This window comes from Falsiroseomonas ponticola (assembly GCF_016805305.1).
Lineage (GTDB): Bacteria > Pseudomonadota > Alphaproteobacteria > Acetobacterales > Acetobacteraceae > Falsiroseomonas > Falsiroseomonas ponticola.
Genome location: NZ_JAERQN010000001.1, coordinates 478,016 through 495,052 on the forward strand (window position 1 = coordinate 478,016; position 17,037 = coordinate 495,052).

Sequence of the window (17,037 nt, forward strand, 5' to 3'; positions counted from 1 at the left end):
GACGCGGTCCAGGGTCCCGCTGGACCCTGGCGGGGGGTGCAGGGGGGCAGCGCCCCCCTGCGGAACGTCCCATGAGTTTCCACCTCCCCTGGGCCATCGTCTTCCTCCCCTGGATCGGCGCCGTCGCGCTCGCCGCCATGCCGCCGCGCGGCCGGGTGCCTGCCTTGGTGAACCTCGGCGTCTCCGCGCTCAGCCTGGTGCTCGCGCTGGTGCTGGTGGCGCAGCCCTATGGCGTGCAGGGCTGGACGCGGACGGATGCGCTGAACCTGCCCTTCGTGCTGCTGTCGGCCATCGTGGGCTGCACCACCGCCGCCTTCTCCGCCGCCACCGTCGATGCCGAGCGTTTCGACGAGCTGCGCGCGCGGGCCTATCACGCCGCCTTCCAGGTCTTCATGGGCGCGCAGTTCCTGGCGCTGCTGTCGGACAATCTCGGCGTCATGTGGGTGGCGATCGAGATCGCGACGCTCGCTTCCGTGCTGATGGTGGCGGTGCATGGCACGCCATCGGCCGTGGAGGCGGCGTGGAAGTTCTTCATCCTGTGCGGCGTCGGCATCGCCCTCGCCCTGTTCGGGACCATCCTGCTGTACCTGGCGGCGCAGCCGGTGATCGGCGCGGGGGATCCGGGGCTGTCCTGGGGCGCGCTGATGGCGGTGGCGGCGCGCTGCGATGGCGGGGTGCTGGGCCTCGCCTTCGTCTTCCTGCTGGTGGGCTACGGCACCAAGGCCGGCCTCGTGCCGCTGCATTCCTGGCTGCCGGATGCGGAGGCCGAGGGCCCGCTGCCGATCAATGCCGTGCTGTCGGGGCTCCTGCTGAACGCCGCGCTGTTCGCCGTGCTGCGGGCCAAGGCGATCGTGGGCGCGCATCCGGATGCGATGGCGCCGGGGCCGCTGATGGTGGGCTTCGGCCTGGCGTCCCTGCTGCTGGCGGGCTTCGCGCTGTGGCGGCGGCGGGATGCCAGGCGGCTCTTCGCCTGGAGCAGCATCGAGCATATGGGCCTGGCGACCTTCGCCTTCGGCATCGGCGGCGCGGCCGCCAACCTGGCGGGGCTGCTGCACCTGCTGGGGCATTCGCTGGTGAAGTCGGGCGTCTTCTTCGCGATCGGCGCGGCGGCGCGGATCAAGGGCAGCCAGAAGGTCGCGGATATCGGCGGGCTGGCGGCCAGCCATCCCGGGCTCGGCTGGGCGCTGGCCTTGGGCATCGCGGCGCTGGCGGGGCTGCCGCCCTTCACGCTCTTCGTCTCCGAATTCTCCATGGTGGCGGCCGCGGCGGCGGCGCAGCCCTGGCTGCTGCTCCCGCTCGGCGTGGGGCTGCTGGTGGCGGCGGCGGCGCTGGTGACGGCGCTGCAGCGGCTCTGCCTCGGCACGCCCACGCCGGACAACCCGGCGGAGGGCGCCTTCACCCTGCCGGGCGGCCTGCTCTGGGCCAGCATCCCCACCTGGCTGCACCTGGTGCTGGCGGCGCTGCTGGCGCTGGCGGCGCCGGCGGGGCTGGCGGCGATGCTGCGCGAGGGCGCGAGGATGGTGGGATGAGCGGCGCGGCCTCCGCCTGGATCCGTCGCGGTTCGCCGCAGGGATGCGCGCCCTTCGAGCGCTACCTGCTGGCGCCCGCCGCCTTCGGCGATTTGCGCGATGCGCTGCGGGCGGAGCCGACGCTGGCGCTGCTGTCCTTCTGGGCGGAGCCGGGCTTCGTGCATGCCGCCTTCCTGGATGAGGTGGAGAGCACGCTGCTGCTGGCCTCCACCCCGACGGAGGGCGGGCGCTACCCCGCCCTCTCCCCGGCCCGGCCCGGCGCGGTGCGGTTCGAGCGGATGATGGGCGACCTCTGGGCGCTGAAGGCGGAGGGGGGCGTCGATCTGCGGCCCTGGCTGGACCATGGGCGCTGGCCCGTCATCGGGCCGAATGCCGCCAAGCCGCTGCGCCGCACCCTGCCGGCGGAGCAGCCGGAATTCCTGCCCATCGAGGGCGAGGGCTGGCACCAGATTCCCGTGGGCCCCGTCCATGCCGGCATCATCGAGCCCGGGCATTTCCGCTTCACCGTGCAGGGGGAGATGGTGGTCCGGCTGGAGCAGCGCCTCGGCTACACGCATAAGGGCACGATCGGGCTGATGGCCGGCAAGTCCCCCCGCGCCGCCGCGCGCTACGCCGCCCGGATTTCCGGCGACACGACGGTGGCGCATGCGCTGGCCTTCGCCCTGGCCGCGGAGGCCGCGACCGGCACCACGCCGCCGCCGCGTGCCACCTGGCTGCGATGCGCGATGCTGGAGATGGAGCGGATCGCGAACCACCTGGGCGATTGGGGCTTCGTCTGCAACGACGCCGCCTTCGCCTTCCCGCATGCGCGGCTCGGCGTGCTGCGGGAGGGCGTGCTGCGCGCCAATGCCAGCGCCTTCGGCCACCGGCTGCTGATGGACCGCGTCATCCCCGGGGGGCTGGCGATGGAAATGCTGCCAGGCGGCGGCGACGCCATCCTGGCGGCGCTGGCGGCGGTGGAGGCGGAGATGCCGGCGCTGATCTCCATCTACGACAGCCATGCCAGCCTGCAGGACCGCGTGGTCGGCACGGGCATCGTCAAGCCGGCGCTGGCGGCCGCCTTCGCGGCGGGGGGCCATGTCGGCCGGGCCTCCGGCCGCGCCTTCGATGCGCGCGTCGCGCTGCCGCATGCGCCCTATGAGTCGCTGGCGCCCGAGGCCGCGCTGCGGAGCGAGGGCGACGTGGATGCCCGCGTGCGCATCCGCATCGCGGAGATCGCGGAATCCATCGCCCTGGTGCGGGAGGCGCTGGCCGCCGCGGCCCCGGGGGAGATCCATGTCCCCCTGCCGCAGAAGGGCGGCGAGGGCATCGCGGTGGTGGAGGGCTTCCGCGGCGAGATCGTCACCTGGATGGCGCTGGATGACGGGGGCCTGATCCGCGCGGCCTTCCCGCGCGACCCGTCCTGGCTGCAATGGCCGCTGCTGGAAGCGGCGATCGAGGGCAACATCGTCGCCGATTTTCCCCTGTGCAACAAATCCTTCAACTGCTCCTACAGCGGGTGCGACCTGTGAGGTCAACGGCCGCTTGCAGCGACCCGTTGGCATGTTTTTCGTTCCCTCAAGCGCCGGGCGGGCGCCTGGCTGCGCGGCACTTGCCGCGGGCCGCGTTCCGGAACCCCATGAGCGTTGCGAAGCAACGCACATGGGCGCCCGTCGCGGCCTCGGCCGGCTTCGCCGGCCGCCGGACAGGCCATCGCGCCGGTGTTATGCCGTCGCGAAGGTGTCGGGTGACAGGCACGGCGGTTTGGGCTGTGGTCGGCGCATGAGCGGCCGCATTCACAGCAAGGCCGGCGCCGCGAAGGGCGCCACGGGCCAGTTCACCGTCACGCTGTTCAAGCCGGGCCCCGGCCGCGGCGTGATGGAGCATTGGGCCTATTCCGACCGCGCCCATGCGCTGGACGAGATCGGCTGGATCGCGGAGCGGGTGCCGCCGGGCACCGAGCTGCTGCTGCGCGATCCCGAGGGCAACGATTTGCTTCGGATGGCACGCACGGCATGAAGAGCCTCCGCCGCCTGCTCTGGCCCCGCCTCGCCCAGGGGCTGGTGGGCAAACCGCTCACGGAACCCGCAACGCCGCCGCCGCCGGAGGTGGTGGAGGCGCTGGCCGCGCGGCTGGAGGCGACGGCGCGGGCGCGCCTCGGCCGGAGCCTGTCGATCCGCCAGGTCGATGCCGGGTCCTGCAATGGCTGCGAGCTGGAGGTGAATGCGCTGAACGGCGTGCTCTATGACCTGGAGCGCTTCGGGCTGCGCTTCGTCGCCTCACCCAGGCATGCCGATGTGCTGCTCGTGACGGGCCCCGTGACGCGCAACATGCGGGAGGCGCTGGAGCGGACCCGCGCCTGCACGCCGGAGCCCTGCTGGGTGGTGGCGGTCGGCGATTGCGCGGCGGATGGTGGCGTCTTCAAGGGCAGCTATGCGGTGGAGGGGGGCGTGACGCCCGTGCTGCCCGTGGACCTGGTGATCCCGGGCTGCCCGCCGGCGCCGGCCCAGCTGCTCGAAGGGCTGCTGGCGCTGCTGGGCGCGCAGGATGAGCCGAAGCGCGTGGTGGCCGGGGCAGCCGCGGAGCCGGGGGTGTAACCGACGACGGTCCAGGCCCGTCTCGGGCCTGGCGGATGGGGTATGGGGAAGGCAAAGCCTCCTTTACCGAACATATCTGCGGTGATCGCACGGTAGCGTGGCGGCGACCATGCCGGTCGAGAAATCCCATGAAGCGTACTGCGCATTCGAATCCCGGTTGCTCCGCCAGTTCCCATACGAGCCGTGCTCTCTGCCAGACCGGACGCCGTGCTGAGTGGCAGGTTTCCTGGGGTTTTTGGGGCAGACCTGTTGACTGGCCCAGCGCGGAGACCCCCGAAGATCGCTCTCTGGAGGCCCATTCTCTCCGGACCTCCTGACTTGGCCGGTTTAGTACGGAACTCAAAAACCCTGGTCAAAGGCCGGTTTCAGCGTGGTCGGCGCTTGCTCCGGTTCGAACCTCACTTGTCAGAAATCCGTACTTCGAAACCGAACACTCGCTACGGCATGAAGGCTGGCTTTGTCCCATCCCAACCCCGGTTACCCTTGCTTCGAGAGATATTCAGCGCCTTTGTAGGCCCATGGATCACGCAATGCCCCAAGGCCGGAAGCGACGGATGACGACGGAGGAAATTCAGTCTCGCGGGGAGCGGCGCTGGATCGTCCTCGGCGAGGACGGGCGGCATGTCACGTTGGGGCGCCATTCCGACCCCTCGCCCGACGAAATCGCCCAGGCCGAGGCCGGCTTGGCAGCCCAGGGTCTCGCGGGGTGGCTCGCGGTCATGGAAGGCGCTTACTACCAGCGCCGCAAACCGTCCTTGATGATGGTCCGGCCTCTCTGCGGTCCCGAACGGCCCTTTGCCGAGGCGGTGGATGCGTTCCAGGCTGCACGCAAGGCAAGCTTGGATAGGTTCGCATAGCTACTCCGTTGTGGGAGGGCCTGATCGGCAATGCGCGTGCGGCTAAGCCACTCTTTAGCAGAACTGTCCCGACATCGCTGAACGGCGTCGCCGCTGGCGCATCTGGCAACGACGAATGGATCCGGCCCGCCCTATATTCCTTTGACACGACCGGTGCTGGGGGCCGCCCGGCGAGCGCCTGACGGATGCCGTTTACGGAGGATTGCGAAGTTACAACGCGTCCTCAAGGGACATTCTCCGCATGAAGGCATCCGAGGGACGCAGTACCGTGCCGCGAGATCGAGAATGGCCCAATTGACTAAAGCAGGCGCGCGCGATCGCACGAGCAACCGCGCGAGGCCTTGCAGGCGCGGATCGTAGCGGAGATCGACTAGACGACGGGGCTCAAAAACACGGTCCAGAACACGCGCCATGCTTGAGTCAAGAAGAGGCTCAGGGCGGCGTTTCGCGAACAGTAGGACCGCACTTGCAACATACTGCCCAACCGCTGGCAATGACTCGAGTTCACCGCGCGATTCTGGAAAGTGTCCTTTGCGCGCAATCATCGCACTGGCAAGTGCCTTCAGGGCTATCGCACGCCGCCGCCAGAGACCGATTGGACGAAGGACGCTCTCCAGCAGTTCGTCTGGCGCAGAAATTATATCTTCCCAGCTTCCAAAATCCTCGAAAAACGCGTCGAACATCCGGCCAACCGCGGAGGCTTGCGTCCGCTGGAGCAACACCTCCACCACGACCTGTCGATAAACGCCTGCATCTGGTGACCGCCACGGAAACTGGCGGCCGTGCTGCGCATACCAAGCCAAAAGCCGGCGCCGACACCAGCGAGCCTTGCCAATCGTTGGCCGGTCGAAAACAACAGGACCCCGTGCCAGCTTACCCCGTGTCGTCGCCCGTGAAGATACGGCTCGTGCCACCATGCTGCGTTACCCGCGGGCGCACCTGCACCAACCGTGGGCGCGCGAACAAGTTTCGTTGGGATGGAATTGACTGAACATAGCAGGTTCCCGGCGCGATCTGTTGGAGCGGCAAATCTGCAAATTCAGGCGCAAACCGAATCAAATCGTTGATGTTGTCCCGTGTTCCCAAGCTAAACACGAATCTTGTCGTAATAAACCGCCGTATCTGCAGTGGAATTGAACCAACATCTTGCGTTGCAAAGACATACGAGGTCCCTTCATGGCGCATTAGCCGGATTCGCGCCTCGATCTTCTCACCAAAGGCCTCGCTCATATACTCGTGCGCCTCGTCGAACACTACGAGCTTGTTGAAGTCTCCCTGCACTCGGCTGATATGGTTCGAGCAGACTAGGAAGAAGCGCAGAGCGTCATCTTTGTTGAATAATGGCTGCCGCAAATCGAAAATCACCGCACGGCCCGGCCGGAGGATCTCGCTAAATTGCAAACCTCCCGTGTCGGACAGGTACCGGCGTATGAAATCAAGCCTAAGTTGGGCTGCCGCTTGGCTTGAGCGGTTCAGCGTGTTCGCGATGCTTCGTTCGAGGCTCTGGAGGCTGACGTCACCGGCAGCCTGCAAGTCCATCAGTGTGTTCCTAATCGCTCGAGCAAAGACGGCGTTGCTCCCCGGCTCGCCCATCAGCAGCTCCCAATCCTCAACACCCAGCGTAGATGGGTCGAAGTAGAGTTCTGAAGCCGGCAAGCCTCCGTATTCGGCGATGCGTTCCGGGGTCAACTGCCCGGGTAAGCAGAGGATATGGATGTCATCGACGCTGCGCGGCGATGCATTGTACATCTGTTCCAGCCGCTCGCGATCGCTTTGGTTAGGATTTGGATGCGCGAACGAACCTAGTTCGAACCGGTCTGCAGAGTGCCGGCGGTAATTGAACACAACCACCGCTAGCGGTGCCGGCAGCGAGTTGATCCCCGGAATCGGAACGAGCGCCGACTCAACGAGCGTGCCAAGAAGATAGCTCTTTCCAGAGCCCATGTACCCGAAGACGCCAATTGCCTTCGGATTGTCTAGATCCACGGCCACTTGCTCGTTCGTGCCTACCATGTTGCCGAGGAGGCAGAACCGAGTTGCCGGCTCGGCCCACCCGACATAAGCCGCTGGCGGCGCGAGACGGGCAGACGGAGCAACGGATGGTGGAGTATCTTGCGCAGCATCGCCCCCGGCTCCCGGTGGGCCGCCTGATACTGCTGGGGAAGATTGCTCCCCGCTGGCTGAAATAGCCGATGCACCGTCATTTACCGGGCTTGCATGCGACGGCGCGCCACCTTCATTCGCGACTGCGGCGGGCGGCGTAAGTTCGTCTGTCGGATCTGGCATAAGCCCGAGCATCGCTGACAGCGCAGCAGTGACATCGGTCTCGGTGGCAGGTGGAATGTTCACCCTTTCTACGAACATCGCTCGCATCGCTTCGTCGATTGCCCGCCTTAGCTCTGCGTCGTCCGGTCCTATTTCACGCCCGGGCCAGCAAGTACCAGGCACGGCGGCCGGGTCGATGAACGCTTCGTAGCTCCCACTTTCATCTTCGCGAACAATACACGCTGAGCCACTTGTCGTAATCGAGCCCGGGGCAAACCACAGCAACATTGCCGGTCCAGCATCTACTGCCACGCGTCCCTGCACGACGTGGCGCAGGATAGTCGCGCGCGCGCGCGCATTCACTGGCTCGTCAGTGAAGCTCAGCGCAAGGTCGAGAAGCATTGCACAGGCTTGCCGGCGGACCACAGCAGCGACTGGATCTTGGGCGACGCCCGGTGCGGGATTTACAGCCCTAGCTAACGCACCAACCAGTCCTGCCGCGTCCCTGAGTTGCTCCCTCGCTCGCCTAAGTTCGGGATCATTGTCCGCAGGCAACGGGGTAGGAGCTTGAGGTTGGCCGTGGTGCTTTACTTCGACTGGCACAATGCCGATACGAACCGCGTCCGCTTCAAGGCTTACCTTGAAAACCAGAAGGTCGGCCCGACGGCGCGGCGACTCTCCAGCGATACCTAACAGGATCGGCGCAACCGGGTCGATTGGCAAAAGTCCGGCGAATGTATTGCTGTTGAGGGTTACCCAGCCTTGGGGCTGCGCGTGCCCCGCGGGAGGCAGCAGGATGCGTGTCGCATAGAAGTGGCCCGCCGTCGCGCTTTCCTGGGTCCCGCCTGCTGCTTGCAAGGATGCCAAACCGATTCCGCGGCGCCCTAACTCGGCAATCATCTCCTGCGCGGCAGCCTCGGGTAAGCCTTGGCGACTCGCGAGCCCTTTGATCAAGGATGCCGGAACGCGCGCCACGACATAGTGCGCACGCTTTGCAAGCGCGTCTCGATCTCCCGGCGCGTCGGCAAGCCATGATGGCCGCCATTCCCAGAGCATACGGTCGGCGTGGCCTCCGGCCCTAATAGTGCTCGAGAGGAGTGCCGGATCAACGTTGAGGGTACCCAAGACCTCCCAGCGTGCATTCCTACCGATTCCAAGCGCGTTCGCCTGAGGCGCAACGCGCAAGGCCGAAGCCCCGTTCGGCAGCGAGTATTCGATTCCTGCCAATAGGCGCGAGAGGCCTAAGACGTCGTCACCAGGATGTCCGGCATATTGCTGGTCGAGGACCTGACCAGAGATCGCAGAAACCGAAAAGCGCCGCAGCGGCAACGGAGCGAGCACTCCGGTCGCGATAGCGTCGACCACGCCCATGTGGGCACTAGCGTTCTCGATAAGCGCTATGTCGGAACTCGGAGGCGCGGAGTCTGCCGCGTATCGGCGCCACTCGAACGGGCGATCCCGCCAATCGGAATCGCGTTGCATACGCAACTGGTCCCGCGACGGCGGCGTACCGAGCCTGTTTTCAGAATCCCAAATGCGTGTCGCTCCACCTAGGAGCGAGATCTCGCGCACCGCTGCTCCTCCGATTGCGCGGACTAGGGCGTCGTCGATCTCGGTCGCTCGCGGCGCCGGCGATACTGACCGGACATCGACTTCGAAGGAGCTCAGGTAAGGGTGGATGGCCAGATAATCCTTGATGGCTTGATCAACGACCTTCTGGTTGATCCCGCTTGGTCCACCCCACGGAAGCTCGAGGCCAGCAGCGAGCCTCGGAACACGCATCAGGCCGTCGTTGCCGAGGATGCCCAACGCGCTCCATGCCGCGAAATCCGCATCCTCTCCCGGGTCGAGCGGCAAGGCGACCAGCGGCACTGGCTGACCCGTAACAGAGACGGTTACCCCCGTAAGCGGAAGATTCCACCCTTCGGCGATGCCTAGCAGGACACGGTCAATATTTGAGCTTTGTGCGAGCCGAGCAACAGAAAACGCCCAGGCAAGTCGCACGGGATGCAGCGGCGATAGAAACACGGCTTGGACATGCCCCAGGTTCGGGCCTGGCGCATCGTCCACCACGACGATCGAGAAAGGATAGCTCGCCCAGAACACATCTGCCGCAGACAGTGTCTTGGCTTGCGCGACTAGATCGGAGTGTGCGTCAACGAGAGTTCGCACAGCTCGGCCCGGGAGCTCGCCCGGATTAGTCGCTGAGAGCCATATGTCTTCTCCACCACACCGCACCCCGAGGTGATCAAGAACCCCGCCCGATGCGGCCACGAATCTCTGCCAGGCCGCACTCGTTGTGAGCGCTTCGCTTGGGCCGTTCCCAATCCCGGGCAACTTGAAGCTTGGGGGGAGATTGGCCAAGACGGTCGGCGCGGTGCTGACGATTGCCGGCCAGTCGACTGAGGAGCGGTTGCTCCCCAGCACGAACTGGAACAAGCTGTTTGGGAGCCCGCTGCTCGAATTCCGGACTGCGCCAACGATCCCGCCTTGAAAGCGACCGAAGACGCTGGCGCGAGCGTTCGAAGACGGAGGCTTTCGGCCGGCGCCGGCATTCCGAATGGCAGCGACGAGTCCAGACGTGACTGACCGCGCGCGTTGCTTAACCTTGACGACCGCTATGACGCCCGCCGTCGAGCCCTCAACTTGGTCGCCCTCATCTAGCCGTGCATCGACCTGCTGCAGTCCACTAACCGCAGCGAATGCCCGCCCCATAACGTCCATCGCTGCTTCGGCAGCAAACGAACCCCCGCCTACGACCCGGCCGTCATAGCCAACCAGGGTGTACGAGCCCTCCTCTGCGAGGAGCAGGTCCGGCGTCGAGCCTGCGTTCCACATAGAGTCGCTGGGGCCACGCTCGAAAGTGTCCCCGCGATCAGGTGTGGCGACCAGCTTTCCGCGAATTCCATTGTAAGCAAGCAATATTGGTGAGAAGCAGGACGGTACGATGATTTCTACCGAGTGATCTACTGGCCGTGCTTCGCCCCACCCAGTTCCAGTCCAATCGCGTGCGGACGCGACGATACGCAGCGTGCGAACAGGATGCCACGAGCCGGAACTAGCGCCCCCGCTATCGACGGCTGCCGAGTACGTGACCGCGATATCGAATTCGATCTCTAACTGCTCGCCCGGAACAACTCGGAGGGCGCGGATGTCCGCTTTCACGCCTGTACCCGAAACCGAGAGTTTTACACTGTCCGGATCAATGGTCGTCGCCCCATGTGCGCCTTGAACTGGCAATGAATGAGTGACGTGAAGCGAAGCCCACGGCTCCCGCAGGCGCAATGACACCGCATTCAGCGAGACGGTTGTTCGCCACTTTGTAGGGGAAGCGTTGTCTGAGACGCTGCCACAGCGTGTCTGCAAGACCAGTACGGCTTCCCTCCCGGGCAACGCGGTCAGCGCCGCGCACGAAGGGTTGCTGGCGATGCCGCGCGCCTGATGAAGTGCTGCCCTCGCGGACTCAAGCTGGACGATATTGACTCCCCACCATGCTGGGACGGGCGCGATCGGAAAGACAGGCGGGCTGCTGGTCAGGAGAGTTGGAGAAGGGGCGCGGGCGAACACTCTTCTTCCAACAACCGGTGCCGGCGCCTCGGGAGACAGGTCAAGTGCGCCCGCCCAACCGAGCCCGCGCCACGGTGTAGGCTTCTGCGCACCAGGCACTTGGAGATCTAGTGCCATCAGCAATAGCTCTATTCCGCCGCGCGGGATAACGAACTCATCGACTAACTGTTGCCACCGGCGTGCAAGCCGAGGGGCGTCATCGTTTACGAGCCGCTCCATCGGGCTTCGCAGGAACGGATTGTCGGTATCCCTTTCGCGTGCTGGAACCGGGATCCCCGCAAGCCGGAAGAGCTCCCATGCGTGGCGTTCTTCCGGTGCTGACGGCAGGCCTCGCATCCCCTGCTCGAGGTCGGACCATATAAGTGTCCAGTGCTCAAGGAACCGATCGCTCCAATGCCCTGTCGCGCTGCTGCCCGCTTGCTCGAATGCAGCTACGAGCAGGTCCGCAAGCCAAGAAGCGGTTTCCATGAACGCCGCAAACGCTGGTCCTCCAGGAGGAAGTGACAAACCCCTCCAAAGCTCGCCGACGCAAAGGCCTGAGAGCAAGGCCGTGGAGCATTCTCCTCCGCCGGTCCCCGGAAACCGAGCTGAGATAAACGGCCGGACCACGTCTCGAAACGACGTATCCGGATCCCGCTCGCTCCGCCTCCACACGAATACTCGGTCTTCAGCGGTTCGCCATCCCAAAACGTCGGGCCAACTCACTTGGACGACGCCACTTGGGACGGTTGGGCGCTCGCCGAGTAGGACGGCACGAGCCGGCGTTGCGGTATTGCAGCCCGCAACGACGTCAAACATTTCTGCTTCAAGTGCGAGCGGCAGCTCGACTGAGTACAGTCCTTTGAGGGTACCAAGGTGAGCCGCTATCGCGCGTCCGACGAGTCCCATGCTATTCAGCCTTCGCCCATCTAGAACGCCGATCTTATTACGAGTGCGTTGTCGGCATCGGGACTATCAGTGCTTAGCCCGGCCTCCTCGAGCAATCGGACAAGCACCGATCGTTCATTTCGAATACCGAGTGACGCCAGATCGTCCACCAGCTCTCCCAGAGTACAGTGACCACCTGGTCGACCAGCTAGTAGGCTGCAAACGACGACGAGCCACTCGGGGCCCGGCTCGAACCAGAAATTCCGCTGGTTGCTCCGCGCAAGGTAATAAAAGTCGGCCTGATCCGCCGTGTCGTCGTCCGATGTCCTCGGAATGAGGAGATATCGCACAAACTCTCGCGTGTTCTTGGCCGTGCTGGCCTCAGGCTCGAGCCTAGCTTCTAGGGCTCCGGCTCCGAGCGACGAAAACTCACGGAGCCACGTGGCAAGCCGAGCAGGAAATGTCCCCGCTTGGATCGTCGAGAGGTCGAGATCGTGGGGGTGCTCTCCGAGCGCGTCTTCGAGCGCCTGGCGTGCCAGACTGCCATGCATCAGGAGCGTCTCGAGGGCTGGCCAAGCGTTCTTTTCCGAAGGCGGAATATTTGCCGGCTCGATGGATGCCAGCCGCGCGCCGTCCTGTATGAAGCTGGTGACCGCTAAGACAGCCGCAGCAGCCTCGCTCGAGTTCTGCCGGCTCTCGATTGCGGCTCGGTGAAGAAGGCGGAAGAACTCTGCTTCCCAAATGTAGGCAAATGCTAGTCCGGTGCGAAGGAGGCACAGCGACCAGTCCGTGAACCGCCGACCCGGCAGGGCATTGCGCCAATTGTTCCGGGGATCACAAAGGTTCGACCATTTCGTCCAGAACCATCGGAACGGGGTAAATCGGGCAGCGGCCAACGGATGCACCGTGCCTTCCAAGATAGGAACAGGTTCGATGACAGGCCAAGGCCGCCAGTTCTCCACGCCCTGCCCGAGTTCATTCCACACGTGTCGCGCCATGGCCTGTAGTGTAGTGGCCATCAGGCGGTGTAGGGCATCTCCCGGAGGTTCGGTGAGAAGCAAGTTGAGAAGGGTCGATGCAACGTGCCCTTCCCCCGATGAGCCACCGAGCAATCCAACGACCTCGATCGCGCGCGCTTGGTTTGCTGGGCTATCCTTGTTGACCATGCCGTGCAGTGTCTGCAGGCTGACTACGTCGGGGGTAATAGGTACGCATGCCAGGGACTTGTCGCCCCTAGCGCGTGGCGCGAGAAGCGAGTCGAGTACTACTGACATAGCGTTTAGCCCTGGCGGCACGCGGTCGATCAATCCTGCCAGCGGTGTACCCAATGCGATCGCGTACGTCTCCAGCGCCTTCGGAGAGGCACCGTGCGTCCTTCGCGCTACTAGCCTTCGCGGGTCGAGGCCTGCTGCCAATTGGGAACGTGCCAGTTCGTCGAAGTACCCTTCGGTCGTCGCACTTCCGCTGAGGCTCGACCCTGGTGACCTCCAGAAAAGATCGGTGAGTAGTGCCTCGGTCTGCTTCGCGTATTCTGGCCGCGGTAACGGGAGGAGCTTGTTCACCAACCAACTTCCGGTCACCGCCGACCTCCGCTTCGCGATTGCACCCGGAAAGGACTTACTCCGGATGTAGGCGGCACAACTTCCCATGCTTGCCCTGCGGCATCAGAGAACAGCAGCCGTACGCTTGCGAGATAGCGCCCACTGATCAGCGCGGCGCGCGCTCGCTCGATACGCGCGAATGCCGCTTCGCCGATCTCGGTGAACGACCCCGACGGACCGTCGATATTGAGTAGCGCCTCCCTTGCTATCCGCAGGTCAATCGGAAGCTTCGCGACGGTTTCTGCCGTGCCGCCTTGCACGGCCGCCAGTCGCAACTCCGCCGAGAGCGTGTCCCCATCGGCGACGAGTTCGAGCCGAAGATCCCGTGCGAGCAGCGACACAGCCACGCAATTTGCGGGCAGAGAGCGTCCTAGCTCCATCGTGCGAGGACGGAATGGCGCCAGAATAAATTCGGCCTGGCTGGGGAGCACGAGGTTGTTCAGCCCCAGCCTAAGAGCGCCGGAGGGCCGGTTGCATAGTGCCGCTTGATGCTCGTTCAACCAGCTCTGGACCACCGACTTGTAGGGCAACCAGCCCAACGCGAGGCCCGCCTGCCTCAGCAGCAACACTGCGCGCCATTTTCGTAAAAGCTCGGCACGGCCTGTGCCCTCGCGACCCCGGCCGAGATCCGCGGTTACCTCTCCCGGGACCACCGCGTCCAGTCTCCGTTCGACTTCGGAGCTTGCAGCGTCGCTCCACCCTTCAACGCTCCGAATCTCGTCCGCTGGCGGCGCGACATCCATGGCCTCAATGATGTCCAGGATCGTCGGGCGAAGCCCCCCCCAAGAGTCAGTGTCGCGCGCCGGATCGATTAGGTTGAAGGCCTGCTCGAAGACGCGCACGCGCGGCGCGTCGTGAACAGCTCGCATCGTAGATGCCACTACGCGGTACGCGCGCGGTTCAGCGAGGGGCCTTCTCTTCGGCCAAGCTGCAGGATCGGTGATCGGAAAGAGGTTCGCGTAGATTCGATGGCTCGCAAGTTCAGCCACGCTCTGCGCATTTCCATTGCGCGCCTCGCGAACGGTGCGTTCAGCCCACCGGCAAGGATGTTCGTCTGTGAGCCAGCTCTGCGCGGGAGTTCCGATGATTGCTAGCGCCAAGTGACCGAGCAAGTCGCGATAGGTGAAACGCCGCCCACCAGCGAGCTCGGCCGCCCGAAGTGCGTCGAGGAATCGGTCTCGGAGTTGTTGCTCACGAAGCCACCGGGCATTCTGTGCAAACGGGCACAAGTCGTAAGCCTCGCACAGCGAGCCGGACCCGTTCTCGCGGCAGCCGGCTCCGTCCCAGTGCGTCGCGTCGGCTAGCTGTCCAGTAATGCCGCCAGCGATCGTGCCAGAACGCGACCCCGCATCGTCGGACAGTCCCCCGAGCGGCTCATATGGAGCGGGGATAGCTGGCAGAACAGAGAAATTTACTGATCGACCATCGTGCCCCGGCGTCGGTTCAAGCAGCGACAACGTGTCGAGGAAGACCGCGTGAACGATGATGTCGTGGGTCACGCCTTGGTCTGTAACGCTAATGGCGAGTTGTCCGTAGTACGGCGACGCGGCGGTGAGCGGCACAGTCGTCTGAACGGGAACCAATGACTCGCCGGGTGCTGCCCTCGGATCTGCAAGCCAGCGAATGATTGCGGCGGCTGCCTGCGTAGCCGGTTCGGCACGCGTCAGGTTGTCGAGTACTCGGCATTCTTCAACGAGAATACCCCGATTCACGTTGGCGAACACGACGAGCGCCGGGCCTGGCTTGAAGAGGTGGTGAACACCGTCGCGGAGATCGAGAAACAGCGACCCGGTTCGTCGATCGCCGTAGGCGTCCTGCCTCGGAACGGAGGCGTCATTCACAAACGCAATGTCTAACCCAGGAACTATGGTTGCTCCTTGGAGCGGCCAAGTTGGCGGGACAGTTCTTGGCGCGGGTTGCCCACTGGACCGCAGCGGCAACTCGACTTGGAGCGCACCTGCGAGATCGCGCAGTGCCTCCGATTTCCCATTTCCCGGCCCACCGACCAAAAAGCACCATTCCAGAGGCGGACCACTTGGTGACGGTGCCCAGCCGGCATAGACGTCAACGAGCCGATCAAGCACATCCTGGACGCCAGCGGGAAGCCTGCCTCTGACGTGCAACGAGCGTGCAGACGCTGTCACTTCTCGATCTGGCACCGCAACCGTGCCGCCCTGACCGTAGGAGTGCCGTAGCAAGTAACCGACCAGTGGATTCGTGGAGTAAGCCACTTCAGGCCGCCTCGCTTTTGCTGGTCAGCGCCAGCCTTCGATACGAGCCTGACGCTGAGCTGAGCACAGTTCCAAATAGCGCGGCCGGGAGTGATGGCACTTCGCTTGCTGGCTGGGTGAACCGCAGTCCCTCGCGCACACGTCGATGGTTGCCCCCGGCTAGTGGCGGTCGCGAAGCCAATGGTACTGGCTTCATGCCGCAACTTCCCTCTTGATCGTCGCTCGTTGGTCTACCGCGTAGCTAAGCAAGACCTCGCCCCACATCTCGGCGATGAGGGGGGGCACGGCGTTGGCGACCTGGGTGAACCGAGGAACCTGCCGTGCGCGCAGCTCGCCGCCAGTCGTGTACTTCCCCTTGAAGACGAACCAGTCTGGGAAGGTCTGGAGACGAGCGTTTTCCCGCACAGTAAGTGTGCGAGGCTCGCTGTAGTGCAGCAAGTCGTCCGGCATGCTCGTGATGGTGGGGGACGGCGCCTCTGGGTCGAGGACTCGGGTAGCCATCTTCTTGATCCCGTAGCGCTCTCGCATCTCCCGATTGAGCTGGACATTCAGCCGCCCGCTCGCCTTGCACTCAGCAATGATCTTTTCAAATCTCTCTACGATGCGGGGGGTGTGGTTAGCTAGCCGAGTGTCCGAGACCGGACCGCGGTGGCCGTCATTCATCAAGCGCTGGAAGTTTGAGAGCGGACGTGGTGCCAGGAGTGCCTCGTAGCCCTTGGTGTCGGGGCTTGGTCCGACGCCAGCCCTCGCCATTTCCAAGTCGCCTATCGCCTGCCGCGAGGTCACCTTGGTGCCCAGCGAGCGCTTTTCGAGAAAGCGGACCTTCGATGCCCGGAGCCAGGCGAACGGGTCCTCTCCGCTCGGCAGCCTCTTGAACTCCGACTTCAGCATCCCGACGAGGAAGAAACGGGGCCGGTGCTGCGGCACGCCAAATGACGAGCAGCGGATCGTGTCGGCATACACATGGTACATCTTCCCAAGTCTGGCCACGAGCTCATCGGCAAAGTTCCGCTTGTCGTCCAGATCGCAGCCAGCACCAAAATCATAGGTGATGCCCCGGACATTCTCGATCAGCACAAGGCGCGGCCTGACGAGCTCTACGAAGTCCAAGTAGCGCTCAAAGAGCACGTTGCGTGGATCGCCAGTGCGACGTCGCCCTGCGCTGGAGAAACCCTGGCAAGGTGGCCCGCCCGCAAGAAGATCAACATGCCCCCGCAGCCCTGATAGCTGATCTGCGTGCTGCTCCATGAGTTCTTCTATGGTCCAGGGCTGGACCGGAAGCCAATCGGGCCAGTCGAACCTGCACTTCGACACCTTGCCAGTGAGGTTCGTTCGCAATGTATCGAACGCGAAGGCATCCTTCTCGATCGCGAACAAGCCGCGCCAACCTGCTTTGAGCAAGCCGAGGCTAAGCCCGCCGCAGCCGGCGAAGGCGTCAATGAATACTGGTTTCTTGATGCCCGCCTGCACGCTCGCCCCCGATTCGCCTCCATGCCGATTCGCACACTCAGGACTGTAGTCACCCCGTCGCGCGTCGCCAAACG

Annotated in this window: 10 protein-coding genes; 5 read left to right on the plus strand and 5 right to left on the minus strand. The window is 64.4% G+C overall.

What is annotated here, in order from left to right; genetic code table 11:
- Window positions 1–71 precede the first annotated feature (71 nt).
- From JJI54_RS02320 to JJI54_RS02340, 5 genes are all read left to right on the plus strand, one after another.
- Complete coding sequence (locus tag JJI54_RS02320; protein WP_203070535.1) at window positions 72–1,529, plus strand: proton-conducting transporter transmembrane domain-containing protein; 1,458 nt, start codon at window positions 72–74, stop codon at window positions 1,527–1,529.
- Window positions 1,526–3,040 carry a hydrogenase large subunit gene (locus JJI54_RS02325; protein ID WP_203070537.1) on the plus strand — a complete coding sequence of 505 codons (1,515 nt, stop codon included), beginning with the start codon at window positions 1,526–1,528 and terminating at the stop codon, window positions 3,038–3,040. Before JJI54_RS02320 ends, JJI54_RS02325 begins: the two co-directional genes overlap by 4 nt.
- A gap of 250 nt (window positions 3,041–3,290) precedes the next feature.
- Window positions 3,291–3,527, plus strand: a complete 237-nt coding sequence (locus JJI54_RS02330) for a hypothetical protein (RefSeq protein ID WP_203070539.1) — start codon at window positions 3,291–3,293, stop codon at window positions 3,525–3,527.
- Window positions 3,524–4,105, plus strand: a complete 582-nt coding sequence (locus JJI54_RS02335; RefSeq protein WP_203070541.1) for an NADH-quinone oxidoreductase subunit B family protein — start codon at window positions 3,524–3,526, stop codon at window positions 4,103–4,105. Before JJI54_RS02330 ends, JJI54_RS02335 begins: the two co-directional genes overlap by 4 nt.
- A gap of 554 nt (window positions 4,106–4,659) precedes the next feature.
- Entirely contained in the window at window positions 4,660–4,962 is a 303-nt protein-coding gene (locus tag JJI54_RS02340) for a hypothetical protein (protein ID WP_203070543.1), read from the plus strand.
- A gap of 131 nt (window positions 4,963–5,093) precedes the next feature.
- On the opposite strand, the gene JJI54_RS33080 is transcribed toward JJI54_RS02340, so the two are convergent.
- From JJI54_RS33080 to JJI54_RS02365, 5 genes are all read right to left on the minus strand, one after another.
- Window positions 5,094–5,879 carry an HhH-GPD family protein gene (locus JJI54_RS33080; RefSeq protein WP_226381345.1) on the minus strand — a complete coding sequence of 262 codons (786 nt, stop codon included), beginning with the start codon at window positions 5,877–5,879 and terminating at the stop codon, window positions 5,094–5,096.
- The gene (locus tag JJI54_RS02350) at window positions 5,836–11,262 is read right to left on the minus strand and encodes an ATP-binding protein (RefSeq protein ID WP_203070547.1); all 5,427 of its coding nucleotides are present in this window, start codon (window positions 11,260–11,262) and stop codon (window positions 5,836–5,838) included. The genes JJI54_RS33080 and JJI54_RS02350 overlap by 44 nt, the downstream gene beginning before the upstream one ends.
- A 440-nt stretch (window positions 11,263–11,702) precedes the next feature.
- Window positions 11,703–13,223, minus strand: a complete 1,521-nt coding sequence (locus tag JJI54_RS02355) for a hypothetical protein (RefSeq protein ID WP_203070548.1) — start codon at window positions 13,221–13,223, stop codon at window positions 11,703–11,705.
- A gap of 14 nt (window positions 13,224–13,237) precedes the next feature.
- Window positions 13,238–15,103: a hypothetical protein gene (locus tag JJI54_RS02360; RefSeq protein WP_203070550.1), complete on the minus strand. Its 1,866-nt coding sequence runs from the start codon at window positions 15,101–15,103 to the stop codon at window positions 13,238–13,240.
- Window positions 15,104–15,685: 582 nt separating this feature from the next.
- Window positions 15,686–16,963, minus strand: coding sequence for a DNA cytosine methyltransferase (locus JJI54_RS02365; protein ID WP_203070552.1), 1,278 nt, complete (start codon window positions 16,961–16,963; stop codon window positions 15,686–15,688).
- Between the last annotated feature and the right edge of the window lie 74 nt (window positions 16,964–17,037).